The 19,843-nt window shown below is 71.0% G+C and carries 16 protein-coding genes; 3 read left to right on the forward strand and 13 right to left on the reverse strand.

The window, feature by feature from the left end:
• Nucleotides 1–155 precede the first annotated feature (155 nt).
• The 12 genes from HJG45_RS20595 to phnC form a co-directional block, all read right to left on the reverse strand.
• Nucleotides 156–1,043, reverse strand: a complete 888-nt coding sequence (locus HJG45_RS20595; RefSeq protein ID WP_254452678.1) for a DMT family transporter — start codon at nt 1,041–1,043, stop codon at nt 156–158.
• 177 nt (nt 1,044–1,220) lie between these two features.
• A complete protein-coding gene (locus tag HJG45_RS20600; protein WP_171614565.1) occupies nt 1,221–1,688 on the reverse strand; it encodes a GcrA family cell cycle regulator in 468 nt (155 codons plus the stop codon).
• A gap of 284 nt (nt 1,689–1,972) precedes the next feature.
• Nucleotides 1,973–3,577, reverse strand: a complete 1,605-nt coding sequence (locus tag HJG45_RS20605) for an ABC transporter substrate-binding protein (RefSeq protein ID WP_171614567.1) — start codon at nt 3,575–3,577, stop codon at nt 1,973–1,975.
• A gap of 74 nt (nt 3,578–3,651) precedes the next feature.
• Nucleotides 3,652–4,962, reverse strand: coding sequence for an NtaA/DmoA family FMN-dependent monooxygenase (locus HJG45_RS20610; protein WP_171614569.1), 1,311 nt, complete (start codon nt 4,960–4,962; stop codon nt 3,652–3,654).
• A 64-nt stretch (nt 4,963–5,026) separates the two neighbouring features.
• Nucleotides 5,027–6,643: an ABC transporter substrate-binding protein gene (locus HJG45_RS20615; RefSeq protein WP_171614571.1), complete on the reverse strand. Its 1,617-nt coding sequence runs from the start codon at nt 6,641–6,643 to the stop codon at nt 5,027–5,029.
• Nucleotides 6,644–6,738: 95 nt separating this feature from the next.
• Nucleotides 6,739–8,379 (reverse strand): long-chain-fatty-acid--CoA ligase, encoded by a 1,641-nt coding sequence (locus tag HJG45_RS20620; protein ID WP_171614573.1) that lies wholly within the window; start codon nt 8,377–8,379, stop codon nt 6,739–6,741.
• Nucleotides 8,380–8,466: 87 nt separating this feature from the next.
• Nucleotides 8,467–9,075: a hypothetical protein gene (locus HJG45_RS20625; protein WP_171614576.1), complete on the reverse strand. Its 609-nt coding sequence runs from the start codon at nt 9,073–9,075 to the stop codon at nt 8,467–8,469.
• A gap of 62 nt (nt 9,076–9,137) precedes the next feature.
• Nucleotides 9,138–10,772 (reverse strand): GMC family oxidoreductase, encoded by a 1,635-nt coding sequence (locus tag HJG45_RS20630; protein WP_171614578.1) that lies wholly within the window; start codon nt 10,770–10,772, stop codon nt 9,138–9,140.
• Between the two features lie 67 nt (nt 10,773–10,839).
• Nucleotides 10,840–11,712 (reverse strand): phosphonate ABC transporter, permease protein PhnE, encoded by an 873-nt coding sequence (gene phnE / locus HJG45_RS20635; RefSeq protein WP_171614580.1) that lies wholly within the window; start codon nt 11,710–11,712, stop codon nt 10,840–10,842.
• Nucleotides 11,709–12,611, reverse strand: a complete 903-nt coding sequence (gene phnE, locus HJG45_RS20640; RefSeq protein ID WP_171614582.1) for a phosphonate ABC transporter, permease protein PhnE — start codon at nt 12,609–12,611, stop codon at nt 11,709–11,711. Before phnE (HJG45_RS20640) ends, phnE (HJG45_RS20635) begins: the two co-directional genes overlap by 4 nt.
• A gap of 20 nt (nt 12,612–12,631) precedes the next feature.
• Nucleotides 12,632–13,564, reverse strand: coding sequence for a phosphonate ABC transporter substrate-binding protein (gene phnD, locus HJG45_RS20645; protein WP_171614584.1), 933 nt, complete (start codon nt 13,562–13,564; stop codon nt 12,632–12,634).
• Between the two features lie 179 nt (nt 13,565–13,743).
• Nucleotides 13,744–14,532, reverse strand: a complete 789-nt coding sequence (gene phnC / locus HJG45_RS20650; RefSeq protein ID WP_254452679.1) for a phosphonate ABC transporter ATP-binding protein — start codon at nt 14,530–14,532, stop codon at nt 13,744–13,746.
• A gap of 154 nt (nt 14,533–14,686) precedes the next feature.
• On the opposite strand from phnC, the gene HJG45_RS20655 reads away from it, so the two are divergent.
• Entirely contained in the window at nt 14,687–15,658 is a 972-nt protein-coding gene (locus HJG45_RS20655; RefSeq protein WP_171614586.1) for a tripartite tricarboxylate transporter substrate binding protein, read from the forward strand.
• Nucleotides 15,659–15,867: 209 nt separating this feature from the next.
• On the opposite strand, the gene HJG45_RS29270 is transcribed toward HJG45_RS20655, so the two are convergent.
• A complete protein-coding gene (locus HJG45_RS29270) occupies nt 15,868–16,797 on the reverse strand; it encodes a transglycosylase SLT domain-containing protein (RefSeq protein WP_368040647.1) in 930 nt (309 codons plus the stop codon).
• Nucleotides 16,798–17,215: 418 nt separating this feature from the next.
• On the opposite strand from HJG45_RS29270, the gene HJG45_RS20665 reads away from it, so the two are divergent.
• Nucleotides 17,216–18,550 carry an ABC transporter substrate-binding protein gene (locus HJG45_RS20665; RefSeq protein ID WP_171614588.1) on the forward strand — a complete coding sequence of 445 codons (1,335 nt, stop codon included), beginning with the start codon at nt 17,216–17,218 and terminating at the stop codon, nt 18,548–18,550.
• A 245-nt stretch (nt 18,551–18,795) separates the two neighbouring features.
• A complete protein-coding gene (locus HJG45_RS20670) occupies nt 18,796–19,683 on the forward strand; it encodes a TauD/TfdA family dioxygenase (RefSeq protein WP_171614590.1) in 888 nt (295 codons plus the stop codon).
• The last annotated feature ends 160 nt before the right edge of the window (nt 19,684–19,843 follow it).

Consider the following 19,843-nt stretch of genomic DNA (forward strand, 5'->3'; position numbering starts at 1 on the left):
AAGTCCGGCCGGAGCCGATCCGCGCCGGGCGGAAACCGCCCAGAGGCGTGAATCGTCTCTGAAATCAATGACCTAGCGCGCCCGCTGGCGGCAGGGCCAGCATCGAACTGCACTAGACCAGCGACAGGTCGAAGGCAAGCCCGGCGCCGCTCTCCTCACCCTGGCCGGCGATGATCCGGCAAGGCGACAAGAACACCGCCCAATGCAATCACCGCCGCGCCGAGCAGGGTGATCGGGTCGGGCGGCTCGCCGAAGACCAGCAACGCAGAGAGGCTCGCCCAGATCAACTGCGTATAGGACATCGGCGCCAGCAGGCTGGCGGGGGCGCGGGCATAGGCCAGCACCAGCAGCCCATGGCCGATGCCACCCAGCAGGCCGAGCGCCACCAGCAACGCCCAGTCGCCCGCCGCAGGCGGCGTCCAGACCAGCGGCAGCGCCAGGCTCGTGGCGAGCGAGGCGGCGAGGCCGGTATGCAGGATGGTGGTGCGCGGATCGTCGATGGTGGCCAGCCGGCGGGTGAGGATCTGGTAGATGGCGAAGGTGGCGGCGGTGCCGAGCGGCAGGATCGCCGCCCAGTGCATCGGCGCGCCGCCCGTCAGGAAGGGCGGGCGGAGCGCGATCAGCACGCCGAGGAAGCCGATGCCGACGCCGATCCAGCGGCGCGGGCCGACGCTCTCGCGCAGCCAGAACGCGGCGAGCGCCACGGTGAAGAGCGGCGAGGCGAAGCCGATCGCGGTGCAGTCGGTGAGCGGCAGATGCGCCAGCGCGCTCGAGAAGAGCAGGTTGCTCGCCGCCAGCAGCAGGCTGCGCGCCGCCTGCAGCCAGGGCGCGCGCGAGCGCCAGGGCAGCCGGCCGCGCAGCAGCAGGAAGAACAGCGTGGCGGCGAGCAGGCCGAAGAAGAAGCGCGCCCACATGAGCTGCGGCACCGCGAAGCGCGCGGTCAGCAGCTTCAGCATCGTGTCCATGCAGACGAAGACGGCGAGGGCGGTGAGCTGCAACGCGACGCCGGCGAGGCGGCCGTTCATCGGCCGGGGCAGGGCCAACTCATGCCGGGGCGCCTCGCCTCCCCTGCCCCAGACGCGTCGGCATCGCCCGCGGGATCATCGGCGCCCCACAACGCGCCCCGGTGGGCGCGCCGCATGGGCACCCCGGTGGGCACCCATGCGGCGCGCCCTTCGCCGGGACGTGCCGCGGACCGTCGCAACCTCCCGCGATGGATCTCAGGCCGCATCCTCGCGGCGGTCGCGGACGCGGACATAGGCGACCGAGGCATGCTCGGCGCAATAGGGCTTGCCGTTCACCGCCTCGGCCGCGCAGAAGCGGAAGTCCGGCGTGCCGGGCTCGCCGAGCGGCCAGCAGCAGCTCCGCGTCGCGGCGCGCGGGAAGGGGCGCACCACGGCGGCGGGCGGCGGCGCGGCGGCCGGCGCGGACTGGGCCAGGCGGCGCAGAGGGGCCGGCTCGCGCGGCTGCGGCGGCGCGGCGGGGCGACGCGTGGGGGCCGGCCGCGGCGCGGCATTGCCCTCGGCCTCGCGGCGGATCGGGCTGGGGCGTGCCGGCAGGTTCAGGCGATGCGCCTTGCCCACCACGGCGTTCTTCGAGATGCCCATGCGCCGGCCGATCTCGGCCGTCGAGTGCCCTTCCGCCCAGAGGCTCCGGAGCTGATCGATCGCCTCAGCCGTCCAGTCCATGTGGTTCTCCCGTAGCCCGACCCACTAGATGTTGCCACCCACAACATACGGTAGGCCAACGCGATGCTTTGCCACAAGTTCTGGCGGGCATTCTGCACACGAAAAACTGTGGAAGAGCATGGGGAGAAGGGCCGGAAAACCCGTACCAGAAAATGTTTGATTTTCTGATTTTACGCTGGCGGCAGCCGATTCTCGGCGGTGGATGATTTCCATACCCAGAAAAATGCATCGACGCGGTCTGTTGGCTCCCCGATGGCCGGCCAGCGGGGAGCCGGCAGCACCGCCTATTGCAGATCCACCGGGACGAGGTCCTGGAACCAGGACTGCGCCGAGGTGAAGCCCTTCACCTTGCGCGACATCGCCCGCGGATTCAGGTCGTGCACGATGTAGAGCCAGGGCGGATCGTCGACCAGCCGCTCATGCGCCCTGGCATAGGCGGCGTCGAAGGCCCCCGCGTCCCGCGCGGTCTCGAGCGCGGCGAAGGCTTCCTCGAAGCGCGGATCGGTCCACTGGCCCCAGTTGAAGCCGTTCGGCGGCACGAAGGCCTTCAGGAAGTAGCGCGCCATCACCCCGGCATCGGAGGAGGGCGAGGAAGGGTTGGCCGCGGTCGCGCCGTTCAGGATCGGCGCATCCGGCCCCTGGCGCACGGCGGTGAGCAGCGTGTTCCACTCCGTCACCTCGAAGGAGACGTCGACGCCGCAGGCCTCCTTCAGGTTCTGCTGCATGTACTCGTTCATCGGCAGCGGCAGCATCTGGCCGGAGCCGCTGGCCGAGATCATCACCTTGAAGGCGAGCGGCTTCTGCGGCGTGTAGCCGGCGGCGGCGAGCAGCGCCTTGCCCTTGGCCGGGTCGAAGCCATAGCGGTTCTCCGGCTTGCCGAAGCTCGGATCGGAGGGCTTGAGCCAGCCGAGGGAAGGCTCCGCCGTGCCGTTCAGCATCTCCACCAGCCCCTTGCGGTCGACGCAGTAGTTCAGCCCCTGGCGGACGCGGACATCCTTGAAGGGGGTCGTATTGCCGCCGAGCTGGAAGATCCAGGGCCAGACATGCGGGTAGGAGTTGGTGACGATGCTGAACCCGGCCTGCTTCAGGCTGGGGATCGCGTCCGGCGGCGGCACCTCGATCCAGTCCACCTGGCCGGAGCGCAGCGCGGCGAGGCGGGTATTCGCCTCCGGCATCGGCAGCAGCAGCACCCGGTCGAGCTTCGGCACCCGCGCCTTGTCCCAATAGGCCTCGTTCTTCACCAGTTCGGCCGAGACGCGTGGGGTGAACTTGCCGAGCCTGAAGGGGCCGGTGCCGGCCGCCGGCAAGGTCGAGACCTTGGCCCAGTCGCGGCCGGCCTTCTCCCAGCTCTGCGGACTGGCCATCAGGATGTAGACGGCCATGTAGGGGAAGTAGCTGGCGACCCGGCTGGTGCTGATCGCCACCGTCCTCTCGTCGATCTTGCGGTAGCCGGCGAGGATCGGGTTGCGGGCGCGGGTGATGCCGGCGCCGGCAGGCTCGAATTGCGGGCTGTTCGGCTTGAAGAAGCGGTCGAGGTTCCAGATCACCGCATCCGCCGTCAGCGGCGTGCCGTCATGGAAGGTCACGCCCTGGCGCAGATGAAAGATCCAGGTCTTCGGATCGGCCGGGTCCTGCTCCCACGTCTCGGCCAGGCCCGGGCGCAGCGTCGCCGGCCGGTCGGCGCGGGAGAGGTCCCAGAGCACCAGCCCCTCGAAGGCCGGATAGCCGAGGAAGCGCATGCCCTCGAAGCCGTTGTTCGGCATGCCGGTGGTGGTCGGCACATCGGCCGCGGTCATGGCGATGCGCAGCGTCTTCTCGGCCAGCGCCGGCGAGGCGGCGGCCAGAAGCGCCGCGAGGCCGAGGCCCGCGGCGCGGTGGAGATGTCTCATGCGGGGTCCTCCCGGGCGTGTTCGGCGCGGGAGTAGCAAGGACCGCGCCACGCGCGCGCCGGAGGCGGACGGCCTCAGCCCGGGTGGCGCAGGTTCTCCCGGAGCGTCCGCCCGGCATAGGCGGTGCGGTAGAGGCCGCGCCGCTGCAGCTCCGGCACCAGCAGCCGCGTCACCTCCTCGAAGGTCCCGGGGAAGACGGTGGGCGGCAGGATGAAGCCGTCGCAGGCGCCGGCGGCGAACCAGTCCTCCATCATGTCGGCGACCTGCGCCGCGGTGCCGGCGAGCAGGTCGCGCGGCCGGCGCACCGCCTCGGCGAAGCTGATGCCCTTCTGCCGCGCCACCTGCAGCATGCGGTCGCGGTGGCCCTGCACGCCCTGATGGCTCCCCTCCCCCGCCAGCGCCGCCGGGTCGCCGATCCGGCTGAGATCGGCGACCACCGACCAGGAGCTGGCGGCGAGCACCAGCTCCGGATCGACCAGGGATTCGAGATGCGCCGCCCGCTCCCGCGCGATCGCCTCGGTTTCGCCGATCACGACGGTGACGGAGGGCAGCACGGCGCAGTGGTCCGGGTCGCGGCCGATCGCCTGCATCCGGGCGCGGATGTCGCTGCGGAAGGCCAGGGCATCCGCCTTGGTGGCCGGGGTGCAGAAGATCATCTCCGCCCAGCGCGCGGCGAATTCGCGGCCGCGGGGCGAGGCGCCGGCCTGCATCAGCACCGGCCGGCCCTGCGGGCTGCGCGGGATGGAGAGCGGGCCCTCGGTGCGGATGTAGCGCCCCTCGTAATTGGCCCGGCGGATCTTGTCCGGATCGGCGAAGGTGCCGGCGACGCGGTCCAGCACCAGCGCATCCGGCTCCCAGCCATGCCAGAGGGCGTCGCAGGCCTCCAGCACCTCGTCGGCCATGTCGTAGCGCGCCTCCTTCGGCGGCAGGCCCGCCTGGCCGAGGTTGCGCGCCTCGAAGTCCCGCCCGGTGGTGACCACGTTCCAGGCCGCCCGCCCCTTGCTGATCAGGTCGAGCGAGCCGAGCCAGCGCGCCGCCACATAGGCCGGAGTGAAGCTGGTCGAGAGGGTGACGCCGAGGCCGAGGCGCTCCGTCACCCGCGCCATCTGCGGCAGCAGCACCATGGGATCGACCAGGGTGAGCTGGCCGCCACGGCCGACATAATCGGCATAGCTGCCCTTGTAGAGATCGGGGATGCCGAGCCCGTCGGCGAAGAAGCAGGCATCGAACAGCCCGGCCTCCAGCACCCGGGCGCAATGCTCCCAGCGGGCGGGCTCGAAGAGGTCGTCGAGCGTCGCCGCCGGATGCCGCCAGCTGCTCGGATAGCTGAAATTCGGACCCGCCTTCAGGTAGGCGACGAGGTGCATCTTGCGGCGATCGGCCATCCGTCCCTCCCCGATCCGGCATGGGCGGGGACGCGCCTCCCCGCCCAGCCGCGCGTCAACCAGGCTATTTCATGTCCACCCGGGTCAGGTCGATGAACCAGCTCTGCGGGCTGACGAAGCCGGCAACCCGGGGCGACATGGCGCGCGGGTTCAGGTCGTGCACGATCCAGAGCCAGGGCGGGTTGTCCACCAGCCGCTCATGCGCCTTGCGGGTCAGCGCCAGGCGCTTCGCCGGGTCGGTCTCCGTCTCCAGCGCGAGGAAGGCGGCATCGAATTCCGCATCCTTCCAATGCCCGGCATTCGAGCCGCGCGGGGAGACATTGTCGCCGAAGAACCAGCGCCCCATGGCCGAGGGGTCGGAGGAATGCAGGCTGATGTTCAGCGCATCCGCGCCCAGCCATTGCGGCTGCCCCGGCTCGGCCCGCAGCCCGCCGAGCAGGGTGTTCCACTCCACCACCTCGAAGCTGACCTTCACGCCGCAATGCTCGGCCAGGGATTGCTGCAGGAACTCGTTCATCGGCAGCGGCAGCATCTGGCCCGAGCCGCTGTTGGAGATGCCGACCTTGATCGAGAGCGGCTTCTGCGGCCCGTAGCCGGCCTCGGCCAGCAGCGCCTTCCCCTTGGCGGGATCGAGCGTGTAGCGGTTCTTCGGCGCGCCGAAGGCGGGGTCGCCGGCCTTGAAATAGCCGATCGAGGGCTCGGCGGTGCCGTTCAGCATCGCCACCATCTCCTTGCGGTCGAAGCAGTAATTGAGCCCCTGCCGGACGCGGAGATCGGCGACCGGGCTGCCCGCCTTCCCGGCGGCGAAGACCCAGGGCCAGATATGCGGGTAGCTGCCGGTCACCACCTGGAATTTCGCCGCCTTCAGGGAATCGATCGCATCCGGCGGCGGCACCTCCACCCAGTCCACCTGGCCGGAGCGCAGCGCGGCGAGGCGGGTATTGGCCTCCGGCATCGGCAGCAGCAGGACCTTGTCGAGTTTTGCCCGGCCGCCGGCATCCCAGTACTGGTCGTTGCGCGCCAGCTCGACCGATTGCCGCGGCACGAAGCGGGTGATGCGGAAGGGCCCGGTCCCCGCCGCCGGCAGGGCGGCGACCTTGGCCCAGTCCCGTCCCGCCTGCTCGAAGCTCTGCGGCGAGGTGAACAGGATATAGGCAGTCAGGTAGGGCCAGTAGGAGACGGGCCGGCTGGTCTCGAGCTCGACCGTATGGTCGTCGATCTTCCGCCAGGCGGCGAGGATCGGCACCCGCCCCCGGACGATGGCGCTGCCCGCGGCATCGAATTGCGGGCTGTCATTCTTCATGTAGCGGTCGAGGTTCCAGATCACCGCATCGGCGGCGAAGGGCGTGCCGTCATGGAAGCTGACGCCCTTGCGGAGGAAGAACCGCCATTTCCTCGGATCGGCCTCGTCCTGCTCCCAGCGCTCGGCGAGGCCGGGCTTGAGGTCGGAAAGCTTCTTCGGGTCCGAATGGTCCCAGCCCACCAGCCCCTCGAAGACCGGGTAGCCGAGGAAGCGCATGCCCTCGAAGCCGTTGTTCGGCATGCCGGTGGTGGTCGGCACGTCGGCCGCGGTCATGGCGATCCGCAGCACCTTGGGCTGGGTCTGCGCCCCCGAAGCGCCCGGCAGCGCGGCGAGCGGCGCCGCCAGCAGGGCGGCGAGGGCGAGGCGATGGCGTCTCATGCAAGGCTCCGGTCCCGGTGATGGGGGGCGCCTAGCAAGGATCGTGCAGGAGGCGGCGCGCCTCCTTCCCCCTCCCTTCCCCCCTCCCCCGCCGGCTACCCCGCGCTGCGCTCCCGGTACCGTTGCTTCAGGTCGGCCTTCCAGAGCTTGCCGGTCGCGGTCATCGGCAGGCTCTCGACCAGCTCGACCTGGTCCGGGATCCACCACTTCGCCACCTTGCCCTCGTAATAGGAGAGGATCTCCTCGGCGCTCGGCTGCATCCCCGGCTTGGGCACGACCAGCAGCAGCGGCCGCTCGTCCCATTTGCTGTGATGGATGCCGATGACCGCCGCCTGGGCGACGGCGGGATGGCCCATGATCAGGTTCTCGAGGGTGATGGAGCTGATCCACTCGCCGCCCGACTTGATCACATCCTTGGCGCGATCGACGATTTCGATGCAGCCGAGTTCGTCCACCGTCACCACGTCGCCGGTGCGGAACCAGCCATCCGCGGTATGCGCCGGGTCGCCCGGGCGGTTGAAATAGGCCTTGGCCACCCAGGGGCCGCGCACCTCCAGCTCGCCGAAGGCGACGCCGTCATGCGGGATCTCCTTCCCCTCGGCGTCGCGGACGCGGAACTCCACCCCGAAGACCGGCCGGCCCTGCTTGCGGGCATAATCGAGGAAGCGGTCCTCGTCCCAACCGGCATTCTGCGGCAGCCGGGCATTGGTCGAGCCGAGCGGGCTGATCTCGGTCATCCCCCAGGCATGCAGGATGCGCACGCCGTATTCCTTCAGGAAGCCGGCATTGATCGCGGTCGGCAGGGCGGTGCCGCCGACGACGAGACGCGGCGGCCGGGCGAAGCGCCGCCCCGGCTCGGCCCGCAGCCATTGCAGCAGCGCCGTCCAGATGGTCGGCACGCCGGCGGAGAAGGTCACGCCCTCTTCCTCGATCAGCCGATGGAGGCTCGCCGGGTCGAGCCGCGGCCCGGGCAGCACCAGCGAGGCGCCGGCGATGCCCGCGGCATAGGGGATGCCCCAGGCATTGACGTGGAACATCGGCACCACCGGCATCACCACATCTTCGGCGCCGATGTTGAAGACGTCCTTCTGCAGCACGGCATAGCCATGGATCACCGTCGAGCGTTGGCTGTAGAGCACACCCTTCGGCTCGCCGGTGGTGCCGGAGGTGTAGCAGAGCGAGGAGGCGGTGCGCTCATCCAGCTCGGGCCAGTCGTAGCGCTCCGGCTGGCCGGCGATCAGGCTCTCCTGGGCCAGCAGCTCGAAGCGGGAGCGCAGCGGGCAATCGGCCGGGATGTCGGCCTCGGTGCCCATGACGACGATCGTCTTCAGGCTTGGCGGCAGCTTGTCGGCCAGCGCCTCGGCCCCCTTCACCAGGGTCGGGTCGACGAAGAGATGCGTATCCTCGGCATCCTTCAGGATGAAGGCGATCTGGTCGGGGAAGAGCCGCGGATTCATGGTGTGCATCACCGCGCCCATGGAGGAGACGCCGTAATAGATCTCGAGATGCCGGTGGTCGTTCCAGGCCAGGGTGGCGATCCGCTCGCCCTGCCGCACGCCGCGGGCGGCCAGCGCATGGGCGAGCTGCGCGGCGCGGGCCGCGACCTCGGGCCAGCTGTGGCGGACCAGGCTGCCATCGGCCCGGGCGGAGACGATCTTGGCGCCGCCATGGTTGCGCGCCGCATGTTCGAGGATGGCGGAGATCAGCAGCGGGCGGTCCTGCATCAGGCCCAGCATTCTTGGAAGCTCCCTCTCGGTCCCGCGCTCCGGCGGGCTCGCAACGTTATGCGGTAGGGCGCCGGCGGGCGGCAAGGCTCGCCGCGATCAGGCCGGGACGAGGTCGCCGGCGCCGGGTTCGGGCAGGGCGGGACCGTGCAGCGCGAGGTCGAGCAGGCTCCGGCCATCCGGCAGACGGGCGGCCAGCATGGCGCCGAAGGCGGCATGCGGCTGCGGCAGGTCGAGATGCAGGTCGGCGAAGCGGCGCGGCGCCTCCCCATAGGGGCCGCCGATCGCGGCGACGACATCCGAGTAGTGGAAATGCGGCCCGCCCACGGCCCGGGCATTGACCCAGACCCGCGCCCCGGCCCGGACCCGGGCGAGGAAGACAGGATCGATCCAGCGCGCCACCGGGTCGATGGTGAGCAGCAGCGCCACCTGCCGGCCCTCGGCGCCGAGCCGCGCGGCGAGCCGGGCGGCGGCATCGCCGCCCCAGCTATGGCCGACCAGATGCACCGGCGCGCCGGCCGGCCGCGCCGCGATGCGGTCGAGGACGCGCCCGGCCTGCCAGTGCGCGGCATAGAGCAGCTCGCAGCCGGCGGCCTCCGGCATGGCCTCGACGCGGCGAAAGACGCTGCGGCAGGGCTGGAAGAGGCGGTCGCCGGCGCCGCCGAGGAAGGCGACCAGCGGGCGGAGGGGGGCGGCATCGTCGGGCATGGCGCGATCCTCGGGGCGCGATGCCGGGGACCGCAACCCGTCCGGCGGCGCCAGGCCCGATGTCAGCGACCGGCCCGCAGGAAGGCCGCCGCCCGCTCGCCGATCATCAGCGCCGCCGGCTGGATGTTGGAGGAGGGCACCAGCGGCATGACGCTGGCATCCGCCACCATCAGCCCCTCCACGCCCTTCAGCCGCAGATGGCTGTCCACCGGCGCCAGCGCGTCCTCGCCCATGCGGGCGGTGCCGCAGGGGTGGTAGACCGTGCCGCCGTCGTGCCGGATATGGGCGAGGATCGCGTCATCGTCCTGCACCCCGGCGCCGGGCGTCAGCTCCTCCTCGATCAGCGCGGCGAGCGGTCCCTGCGCGGCGAGGCGGCGGGCGTATTTCACCCCCTCGACCATCAGGTGCTGGTCGTGCGGCGCCTCCAGGTAGTTGGCGCGGATCACCGGCTTGGCCGCCGGGTCGGGGCTGCGCAGGGTGATGGTGCCGCGGCTGTCCGGGCGGCACTGGCAGGCACTGAACATGAAGCCCGGCCAGGGATCCGGCCCCTGATCATAGGTGGTGACGGTGAAGTTCACGAAGAGGTACTGCATGTCCGGCTCCTCGGCGCCGGGCAGCACGCGGGCGAAGAGATTGGCCTCGGCGGCGCCGATCGCCATCGGCCCGCGGCGGTCGAAGGCGTAGCGGGCGGCCATGCGCAGCTTGCCGAGCGGCCCGTGCCAGTACTCGTTCACCGTGCGGCAGGGCTTCACCCGGTAGCGCATGCGCTGCAGGAAATGGTCCTGCAGGTTCCGCCCGACGCCCGGCGCGTGCAACCGCGTCTCGATGCCCATCTCCTGCAGATGCGCGCCGTCGCCGATGCCCGACAGCATGAGGATGTGCGGCGTGCCGATGGTGCCGCCGCAGAGCACCACCTGGCGCCGCGCCTCCCAGCGCTCGAGCCCGGCCGGCCCTTGCACCAGGGCGCCGATGCAGCGGCTGCCCTCGAAGAGCAGGCGTTGGATGGCGCGCTCCGGCATGATGCGGAGATTGGGCCGGCGGCGCGCCGGGCGGAGGAACATGTCGCCGGAATGGCTGCGGAAGCCGCCCCGGACATTCATCTGCATCGGCCCGACGCCCTCGTGCCAGGCGCCGTTGAAATCCTTCACCCGCTGATGCCCCATGGCGCGCGCGGCGGCGATGAAGGCCTCGGCGCCGGGCGAGGTGTGGCGCGCCTCGGTGGCGTGGATCGGCCCGCCCGTGCCGCGCTCCTCCGAGGCCTCGCCGGTCCAGGTCTCCAGCCGCTTGAAGAAGGGCAGCACGTCGTCATAGCCCCAGCCGCGGGCGCCGGACTGCGCCCAGCGGTCGTAGTCGCGCGGCGAGCCGCGCAGGAAGACGAGGCCGTTCACCGCGCCCGAACCGCCCACCACCTTGCCGCGCGGCCAGTGGATGCTACGGCCGTCGAGCCCCGGCTCCGGCTCGGTATGGAAGCGCCAGTCGTAGCGGCCGCTGGAATAGAGCCGGGCGAAGCCGGCCGGGATGCGGATCCAGGGATCGTTCCAGGCCGCCGGCCCGGCCTCGATCAGCGCCACCTGCGTGGCCGGGTCCTCGCTGAGCCGGGTCGCGATGACGCAGCCGGCCGAGCCGGCGCCGAGCACCAGCACCTCGGTGCTGTGGACCGTGGCGACCGGGTCGCGCTGCAGGGCGCCTTCGGGCATCCGCCGTTTCCTCCTGGGATCTTTTGCCCGGAGGATGGCATGCCGCCCGCGGCGGCGACAGGGCCCCTCACCCCCCGGCCAGGCGCCGCCGCAGCCGGGAGGAGAGCTGGTCGATCGCCGCGACCATGAGGAGGATGAGCAGCACGATGCAGGAGACGCTCTGCCATTCCAGCGTGCGGATCATCTCCGCCAGCGTCAGGCCGATGCCGCCCGCCCCGACGATGCCGATGATGGTGGAGGAGCGGGTGTTGGATTCGAACAGGTAGAGCACCTGCCCGGCCATCACCGGCAGGACCTGCGGCAGCACGCCATAGCGCAGCCGCGCGACGCCGCTGCCGCCGGCGGCCACCACCCCCTCCTGCGGCCGCCGGTCCGCCGCCTCGATCGCCTCGGAGAAGAGCTTGCCGAAGGTGCCGATATCGGAGGTCATGATCGCCAGCACCCCGGCGAAGGGGCCGAGGCCGACGACGCTCACCCAGATCAGCGCCCAGATCAGCGCGTCGATGCCGCGGATACCATCCAGCAGCCGCCGCGCCGCGAAGCGGACCAGCGCGTGCAGCGTGGCGTTGCGCGCCGCCAGCAGGCCGAGCGGCAGGGCGATGACGGCGGCGAGCAGCGTGCCGAGGAAGGCGATGGCCAGCGTCTCCGCCAGCGCCGCCAGGATGCCGCGGAACTGCGCCCAGGACCCCGGATCGGGCGGCAGCATCAGAGTGACGAAATGCGCGAGATCACCGAGGCCGGCGAGCAGCCGCGCCGGCGCGATCTCGAGCCGCCAGATCCCGAGGCCGAGCAGCAGCGTGCCGCCGAGCAGCAGCGCCAGGGCGAGGCGCTGGCCGGGACCGAGCCGGCGGAAAGCGCCCGGATGCGCCGCCCGCAGCGCCGGCACCCGGGCCAGCGCCGCTGCCCGCAGCGGGGTCGGCGAGGATGCGGCGCCGCTCATGCCGCATGCCCTTCCAGCAGCCGGAAGCGCAGCCGGCTGGTCACAGCATCGATCAGGACCACGGTGAGGATGATGAGCACCAGCAGCGCCGCGACGTCGTTGTAGTAGAACTTGCGGATCGCCTCGATCAGGTCCTGGCCGATGCCGCCGGCCCCAACGAAGCCGAGCACCGCGGCGCTGCGGACATTGATCTCGAAGCGCAGCAGGGCATAGCCGAGGAAGCCCGGCAGCACCTGCGGCACCACCGCGAAGCCGGCCATCTGCGGCCAGGCGGCGCCGGTGGCGACCACCCCCTCGACCGGTCGCATGTCGACATTCTCCACCAGCTCGGTCACCTGCTTGCCGAGGGCGCCGAGGGTATGGATGGTGAGCGCCAGCACGCCGGGCAGCGGCCCAAGGCCGAAGGCGATGACGAAGACCAGGGCGAAGACGATGTCCGGCACGGTGCGGCAGACCTCGAGCCCGCGCGTGACGGTCCAGCGCAGCGCCCGGCCCGGGCCGATGTTGCCGGCGGCGAGCAACCCGCCGAGCAGCCCGCCCAGAGCCCCGAACAGCGTGCCGAGATAGGCCATCAGCAGCGTGTCGCCGAGCAGGCGGAGCCAGCGCCGCCAGCCCCAGAACCACTCCGCCGGATCGTGCCAGACCCGCGCCCCGGCCTCCGCACCGCCCTCGAGGGTCAGCAGCCGGTCGAAATAGCCGAAGACATTGCCGCCCTTGCTCCAGATCAGGCGGGGATCGACCTGCGCCACCCAGGCCGCGAGCCAGAGCAGCGCCAGCACCAGCCCGGCGGCCAGCAGGGCCCGGCGCCGTCGCTGCCGGCGATGGCTGCGCCAGGCCCCAGCCAGCGGCGCCAGCCGCGCCTCGGCCTCGCGCTGCGGCCGCGCCCCGCCATGCGACATGGACTCAGGCCTTCCAGGGATCAGCTTTTCTGCCGGCGCAGGCCGTCGACGAAGGTGATCAGCTCGATCACCGGCTGATAGGCGGCGTTGTCGACCGGCGCCCAGGGCTGCGCCTTGCCGTCGTAGAGATGCTCGAAGACATCCGGGTGCTTCTGCGGCAGCGCCAGCACGGCGCTGCGGATGGCGGCGCGCAGCTCGGCCGGCAGCGTGGTGAGATAGGCCATCGGCGAGTTCACGATGAGATCCGAGGTATAGAGGATGCGGAAGTCGTCGTATTTCGCCATTCCCTTGCGCTCCATGCGGCGCAGGTTGCTCTCCTCGGCGTTGTTCCACCAGTTGGCGACCATATCGACCGTGCCCTGCTGCAGGGCGATGATCGCGTTCTCATGGCTACCGGTGTAGATCACCTTGTCGAAGAACTGGTCCGGGTTGATGCCCATCTTGTTCAGGGCGAAGCGCGGCACGTTGTTGCCGGAGGTGCTGTTCGGATCGACGAGGCCGAGATTCTTCCCCTTCAGGTCCTCGACCTTTTTGTAGGGGCTGTCCTTCTTCACGTAGAAGACCGAGTGATAGCCCTTGCTGCCGTCCTGGTTCACCTTGATGCAGAAGGCCTCGATCGGCGCGCCGGTCTTCAGCGCCCGGGCGAAGGAGGCCGGGCCGTAGGAGGCGATGTGGATGTTGCCCGCCCGCTGGCCCTCGATCACCGCGGCATAGTCGCTGGCGATGCGCAGCACGACCTTGGTGCCGAGCTCCCGGCTCAGATAGTCGGTGAAGGGCGACCAGCGCTCGAGCACGCCGGAGGCGTTCTCCGCCGGGATGATGGCGAAGACCAGCTCGGCCGGGGCCTTCGCGGCCTGGGTTTTCGTGGCTTGGGCGCGGGCGGGGCGCGGCGCGAGCAGGCCGGTGGCGGCCAGCCCGGCGCCGGCGCCGAGCAGGGTGCGGCGGCTATGCATGGATCTCGGTCTCCGTCAGGGAATCAGGCCGCGGCCCGGGTTCACGGTCCTCAGGCGCCGGGCGCAAACCTCCGGTTTGCCTGGCTTCGCAGCATAGGCTGCGGGTCTCGTTCGGGGCCTCGGACCGGTCAGGCGACCGGTCCTTTGGCACCCGTCCTTTGGGGTTGGGCCGTGCCACATCAGGCCGCGACCGGGACGCGTTGCGGCGGCGCGGCGGCGGCCTCGGCCGCCTCCAGCCCGTAGAGCCGGCGGGCGGCTTCCTCGGTCAGCGCCTCGGGCGGGCCGTCGAAGACCAGCCGCCCGGCGGCGAGGCCGACCAGCCGCTCGCAATGGCTGCGGGCGAGGTCGAGGGAATGGATGTTCACCAGCACCGGGATCCCGTAGCGGCGGTTGATGTCCGCCAGCGCGTCCATCACCAGCATGGCGTTGCGCGGGTCGAGCGAGGCCACCGGCTCGTCGGCCAGGATGATCGCCGGCTCCTGCACCAGGGCGCGGGCGATCGCCACCCGCTGCTGCTGCCCCCCGGAGAGGCTGCCGGCACGCTGCCCGGCGAGGCCGGCGATGTCGAGCTGCTCGAGCGCCGAGAGGGCCATGGCGCGGTCCGCCTCGGGCCAGGCGCCGCTGAGGCTGCGCCAGGCCGGCAGGTGGTTCAGACGGCCGAGCAGCACGTTGGTCAGCACGTCGAGCCGCGGCACGAGGTTGAACTGCTGGAAGATCATGGCGCAGCCGGTGCGCCAGCCCCGCAGCGCCGCGCCCCGTAGCGCCGTGACGTCGCGGCCATGGTGCAGGATGCGCCCAGCGCTCGGTTCGGTCAGGCGGTTGATCATCCGCAGCAGCGTCGACTTGCCGGCGCCCGAGCGGCCGATGATGCCGAGCATCTGGCCTTCGGGCACGCGCAGATCGACGGCGTCCACCGCGGTCGCGGCGCCGAAGCGCCGGGTCAGGCCCTGTAGTTCGAGCATCGGCATCCCTCATCCCAGGGGCACTGTATGGCGGCGGCTATACGAGCCGCCGGTGACGTGCCGATGACCCTTCGGTGACATCCGTGTTGCGGTGCGGGGCTTGATCGCGGCGCCGCCGGCCCGCAGCTTGCGGCGCAACCAGACCCGGGAGAAATCGCCGATGCCGCTCCACCGCCGCGCCCTGCTGGCCGCGCCGCTGCTCCTGCCGCCCTTCACCCGCGCCGCCGCCGCTGAGGCCTTCCCGGAACGGGCCATCAGCGTGGTCTCCGGCTATGCCCCGGGCGGCGTCACCGACATCACCAGCCGCGCCGTCGCCGAGCGCATGGGCCAGGAGCTCGGCGTGCCGATGGTGGTGGAGAACCGCGCCGGCGCGGCGACCGCGGTGGCGAACACCGCCGTCGCCCAGGCCCGGCCGGATGGCTACACGCTGCTGATGGGCACCTCGACGCTCGCCATCAATCCCGGCCTGCAGCCCAGCCTGACGCCGAAGGAGCCGATGCGCGAACTGGCGCCGATCGGCATGGTCTTCCGCACCGCCTTCGTGCTGCATGTCCACCCCTCCGTGCCGGCCAAATCGACCGCCGAGCTGATCGCCTGGTGCAAATCCAATCCCGGCAAGCTCAATTTCGGCAGCAGCGGCACCGGCGCGGTGAACCACCTGGCGCTGGCGCTCTTCGCGCAGCGCGCCGGCATTGAGGTGACGCATATTCCCTACAAGGGCGGCGCGCCGGCACTGCTTGACCTGCGGGCGGGGCGGATCGGGGCGATGTTCCAGGCGGTGCTCGAGGCGCTGCCGAGCCTGCGGGAGGGCAGCACGCGCGGTCTCGCCATCTCCTCGGCCAAGCGCAGCGCGCTGCTGCCCGATCTGCCGCCGGTGGCGGAGGCGGTGCCGGGCTTCGACGTGGTGTTCTGGCAAGGGCTCTTCGCGCCGGCGGGGACGCCGGAGCCGGTGCTGGCGCGGCTTGGCCGGGCGCTGACCGCGGCGACCGAGGACGCCGCGCTGCGGGCCCGGATGGCGGAGCACGGCGTCGACATCACGACCGGCGATGCCGAGGTGCTGCGGCAGACCCTGGCCGCGGAGACGAAACTCTGGGGCGACCTCATCCGCACCACCGGCATCCGCCCGGAATAGGGCGGCGCTCGGCTCGGCGGACCGCGGTCCGGAATGCTGCGCATCCGACATCACACCGATGGACCGGTTCCTTGGTCGGTCCGAGGCCCCAAACGGGGCCCGCCACACGTGTGGCGAAGGCCCAGGCAAAGCGGAGGGTTGCGCCCGGCGTCTGAGGACGTTGCTATCGGGCCGGTCGCGGCAGGAACGCGACCGGCCGATGCGGGCGCTCAGCGCGCATCCGCGACCTCGACCACCGGCCGCGCGCCGAGCGCGATGAGGAGCGGCGCGTTCATCTCGCGCTGCGCGGCGATGCTCCGGGCGATCCAGGCATGCACCTCCGCCAGGGTCAACGGCTTCTTGCTCTCGCGGTCGGCGAAGAGCTCCCGGTTCAGGGCAACGCTGTCGGACCCGACCACCTGCACCGCCGGGCGGTTCGGCGTGCGGTCGAGCGCGGTCAGGAAACGCTGCGCCCCGGCCGGCCCGAGCAGGTGCACGAGGTAGAGGTCCGCCGGCCCCACCGGCCGCATCAGGGCGAGCTCGAGGGCGGCGCGGGCGCGGCTGATCTCCTGCGCCGCCAGCGCCGCGGCGTAGCGCGGGTTGTTGCGCAGCTCGAGGATGCGGGCCCGCAGCTTCGGCTTGCGGACGCTGATGGTGCCCGTCGCCGCATCGGTCGTCAGCATCGACGCCTCATAGGCGAGCCCGTGCTGGGCGCCGTGGTCGCGCACCGCCTGCAGCCAGGTGGATTCGGTGAACTGCATCAACCCGCGCGCGGTCGAGCGGCCATTCCTGGCCTGCGGATCAAAGCGGCTCTCCTGCCAGGCCAGGGCGGCGAGCAGCGCCGGCTCGATGCCGGTGCTGCGGACCGCGCGGTCGAGGGCGGAGACGACGATCGGGCGAACGCCCGGCACCGCCTCCTCAGCCGGCGTGGCAGCCTTGGGCCGCGCCGCGGCCTGCTGCTGGGCCGACTTGCCGGGTTTCGCCGGGGCGCGTCGCGCGGTCGACCGGGCGGGGCTGGCCGCCGGCTTCGACCGCGCGGCGCGCGCCGGCGTCGCAGCGGCCCGGCGGGGATGCGCCTGTTCGGCCTGCGCCTTGCCGGACCGCGAGGCAGCTTCCGCCTCCGGGGCCAGCACGGGAAAAGCGAGGAGCGCCGCGGTCACGGCGAAGGCACAGGCAAGCGTTCCGCGCCGCGGGAGCACGGCGCGTGGATCAATCGGTCGCATAGGAACCGTGCTCCCTGGGGGGGTTGGGGAGTGCGGGATCAGCGTCGCGGTCGGAAAAGCGCCAGGGGGTAGCGCTGGTTCCGCCACAGTCTCAGTTACGAGAGCAGTTGCGCGCTTTCTGGTGAGGGACCGAAGGCCGGGAGTCAACCTTGCGCCAGCCGGGAGCGCCGGCCGTAGCTGGGCTTGCAGGCGCCCCCGCCCGCCCGCCGCGGGCTTCGGGGCGCCTCGGCGGCCGGCTGTCACCAATTCGAGAGCGAGGCGGATTTCCTGGATGGCCGGCGCCGCCCGCCCGCATCATTCCGCTTGCCGCGTAGCATGACGCGATCCGGCCAATATAATTCAGGGAGGAACAAAAATGCACAATTTCACCCGTCGCGCGACGATCGGCCTCGGCGCCGCCGCGCTGGCCGGGCAGGCCATGGCGCAATCCGCCCCGCCGGGCGGCATCCCGCGCGCCGATACGCCGCCTTTCGGCGCCAAGCCGGAGGCCGGGGCGAGCCTCAGGGTCATCCGCCCCGCCCGTTTCGTCGAGCCGGACGAGACGATCTTCCGCGCGAATGCGCAGCGCTTCCAGGACAAGTTCAATGTCCCGGTGCGGGTGGATTTCGTCGGCTGGGAGGATATCCGCCCGCAGACCGCGGTCGTCGCCAATACCGGCACCGGGCCGGACGTGGTCATCGGCTGGTCGGACGACCCGCATATCTATGCCGAGAAGGTGGTCGAGCTCACCGACGTCGCCGACTATCTCGGGAAGCGCTATGGCGGCTGGTGCTTCCTCGGCGAGAAATACGGCAAGCGCCACAACAGCGAGGCCTGGATTGGCATCCCCATCGGCGGGAACATGGGCCCCTGCGTCTACCGGGTCTCGGCGGTGAAGGAGGCCGGCTTCGACGGCATCCCCGAGGACCATGACGGCTTCCTCAAGCTCTGCCTGGCGATGAAGAAGAACAACAAGCCGATCGGTTTCGCGCTCGGCAATGCGGTGGGCGACGGCAACAACTTCGCGCAATGGCTGCTCTGGTCGCACGGCGCCTATCTGGTCGACGAGGAAGGCAAGGTCGCCATCAACAGCAAGGAGACCGTGGAGGCGCTGAAATACCTGCAGGCGCTCTACCAGGCCTTCGCGCCCGGCACGCTGTCCTGGCTCGACCCCTCCAACAACCGGGCCTTCTCGGCGCAGGAGATCTTCCTCACCGCGAACGGCGTCTCGCTCTACTTCACCATGAAGAACGACCCCGGCACCCGCGCGGTCGCCGAGGACACGCAGCATGCGCTGATGCCGAAGGGCCGCGCCGTCGGCGCGCCGCAGACCTCGACGGTGATGAACGCCATGGTCTTCCGCCACACGCGCTACCCGAATGCCGCCAAGGCCTTCCTCGCCTTCATGATGGAAGCCGAGCAGTACGAGCCCTGGATGCAGGGCTCGCTTGGCTACTGGGCGCATCCGCTGAAGGCCTATGCGAAGAGCACGGTCTGGACCGCCGACCCGAAGAACACCGTCTTCCGCGACACCATGGAGAACCGCTTCTGGAGCGGCTATCGCGGCCCGATCAGCCAGGCCTCCGGCGCCGTCGCCGCCGATTACGTGCTGGTGCAGATGTGCGCCGGCGTCGCCTCCGGCCAGGCGACGCCGGAGGCCGCGGCACGCGAGGCGGAGCGGCGGGCGAGGCGCTACTACCGCAACACCTGATATTAACGGCCCCCTCGATCGCCGGGCGGGTTGCTCCGCAACCCTTGGCGACGCCGCGTCGCGCCGTGAGGCGCGCCAATGGGCGCGACCGGCGGCGCCCAGTCGGGCGCTCGGCAGGAATGACGCATTCATGCCGATGATACTGAGGCCAGCCGCCGCGAGCAGGTCTCCGGGGATGGTCACTTGACCAAATCCGGCCCCGGAGACCTAATATCCAGCCTGACATATCAGCCGGAGGATCTGCCATGGCCCTGCAACTGACGCCGCTGCACCCACTTTTCGCCGCCGAGGTGCAGGGCATCGATCTGCGCGAGACGCCCGGCCCCGAGCTCTGCGCCGAGATCGACCGGGCCATGGACCAGTATGCCGTGCTGGTCTTCCGCGACCAGCGGATCGACGACGACCAGCAGATGGCCTTCGGCGAGGCGCTCGGCCCGCTCGAGGGCTCGCGCGCCACGGTGGACATGCACAAGCACCGCCTGAAGCACAACCGGATGGCGGACATCTCCAACCTCGACACCGACGGCAACCTGCTGGCCGCGGATGACCGACGGCGGATGTTCAATCTCGGCAACCAGCTCTGGCACAGCGACAGCAGCTTCAAGGCGACGCCGGCGAAGTATTCCATGCTGCATGGCCGGGTGGTGCCGCCCGAGGGCGGCGAGACCGAGGTGGCCGACATGCGCGCCGCCTGGGACGCGCTGCCGGAGAAGACCAAGGCCGCGCTGCGCGACCTCGTCACCGAGCACAGCCTGATCTTCTCCCGCGCCTCGATGGGCTTCGACGAATACACTGAGGAGGAGAAGCAGGCCTTCGCCCCGGTGCGGCAGCGCCTCGTGCGCTACCATCCCGGCTCGGACCGGCATTCCATCTACCTCTCCTCGCATATCGGCCAGGTGCTCGGCATGCCGCGGCCGGAGGCGATGATGATGATCCGCAACCTGACTGAATTCGCCACGCAGCGGCAGTTCGTCTACTCGCACAAGTGGCGGCAGTGGGACCTGCTGATGTGGGACAACCGCACCACCATGCACCGCGCCCGGCCCTTCGAGGATCACAAATATCCCCGCGACATGCGCCGGGTGACGCTGACCGACGTGGCGCCGACGCTCGAGCAGCGCCTGGCGGCCTGACGCCAGGGCCGCCGCCGTGGCCGGGGATGCGGTCCCGGCCACGGCGCGGATAATGCCTCCATGACACGGCGCCACCCCCGTCACCGCATAACGGAGTCGTGAGCTAAAGGCCGTATTGCGACTCACTATCATTTTCATTAACACGCGAACCGTCATGGTT

The sequence above is a fragment of the Roseicella sp. DB1501 genome (assembly GCF_013112485.1).
In the GTDB taxonomy this organism is placed as follows: Bacteria; Pseudomonadota; Alphaproteobacteria; order Acetobacterales; family Acetobacteraceae; genus Paracraurococcus.

Bases quoted from the DNA above. Each gene is read 5' to 3' on its own strand.
- HJG45_RS20600 (WP_171614565.1), bottom strand. From the start codon at position 1,688: ATGGACTGGACGGCTGAGGCGATCGATCAGCTCCGGAGCCTCTGGGCG.
- HJG45_RS20605 (WP_171614567.1), bottom strand. From the start codon at position 3,577: ATGAGACATCTCCACCGCGCCGCGGGCCTCGGCCTCGCGGCGCTTCTG.
- HJG45_RS20610 (WP_171614569.1), bottom strand. From the start codon at position 4,962: ATGGCCGATCGCCGCAAGATGCACCTCGTCGCCTACCTGAAGGCGGGT.
- HJG45_RS20615 (WP_171614571.1), bottom strand. From the start codon at position 6,643: ATGAGACGCCATCGCCTCGCCCTCGCCGCCCTGCTGGCGGCGCCGCTC.
- HJG45_RS20620 (WP_171614573.1), bottom strand. From the start codon at position 8,379: ATGCTGGGCCTGATGCAGGACCGCCCGCTGCTGATCTCCGCCATCCTC.
- HJG45_RS20625 (WP_171614576.1), bottom strand. From the start codon at position 9,075: ATGCCCGACGATGCCGCCCCCCTCCGCCCGCTGGTCGCCTTCCTCGGC.
- HJG45_RS20630 (WP_171614578.1), bottom strand. From the start codon at position 10,772: ATGCCCGAAGGCGCCCTGCAGCGCGACCCGGTCGCCACGGTCCACAGC.
- phnE (WP_171614580.1), bottom strand. From the start codon at position 11,712: ATGAGCGGCGCCGCATCCTCGCCGACCCCGCTGCGGGCAGCGGCGCTG.
- phnE (WP_171614582.1), bottom strand. From the start codon at position 12,611: ATGTCGCATGGCGGGGCGCGGCCGCAGCGCGAGGCCGAGGCGCGGCTG.
- phnD (WP_171614584.1), bottom strand. From the start codon at position 13,564: ATGCATAGCCGCCGCACCCTGCTCGGCGCCGGCGCCGGGCTGGCCGCC.
- phnC (WP_254452679.1), bottom strand. From the start codon at position 14,532: ATGCCGATGCTCGAACTACAGGGCCTGACCCGGCGCTTCGGCGCCGCG.
- HJG45_RS20655 (WP_171614586.1), top strand. From the start codon at position 14,687: ATGCCGCTCCACCGCCGCGCCCTGCTGGCCGCGCCGCTGCTCCTGCCG.
- HJG45_RS20665 (WP_171614588.1), top strand. From the start codon at position 17,216: ATGCACAATTTCACCCGTCGCGCGACGATCGGCCTCGGCGCCGCCGCG.
- HJG45_RS20670 (WP_171614590.1), top strand. From the start codon at position 18,796: ATGGCCCTGCAACTGACGCCGCTGCACCCACTTTTCGCCGCCGAGGTG.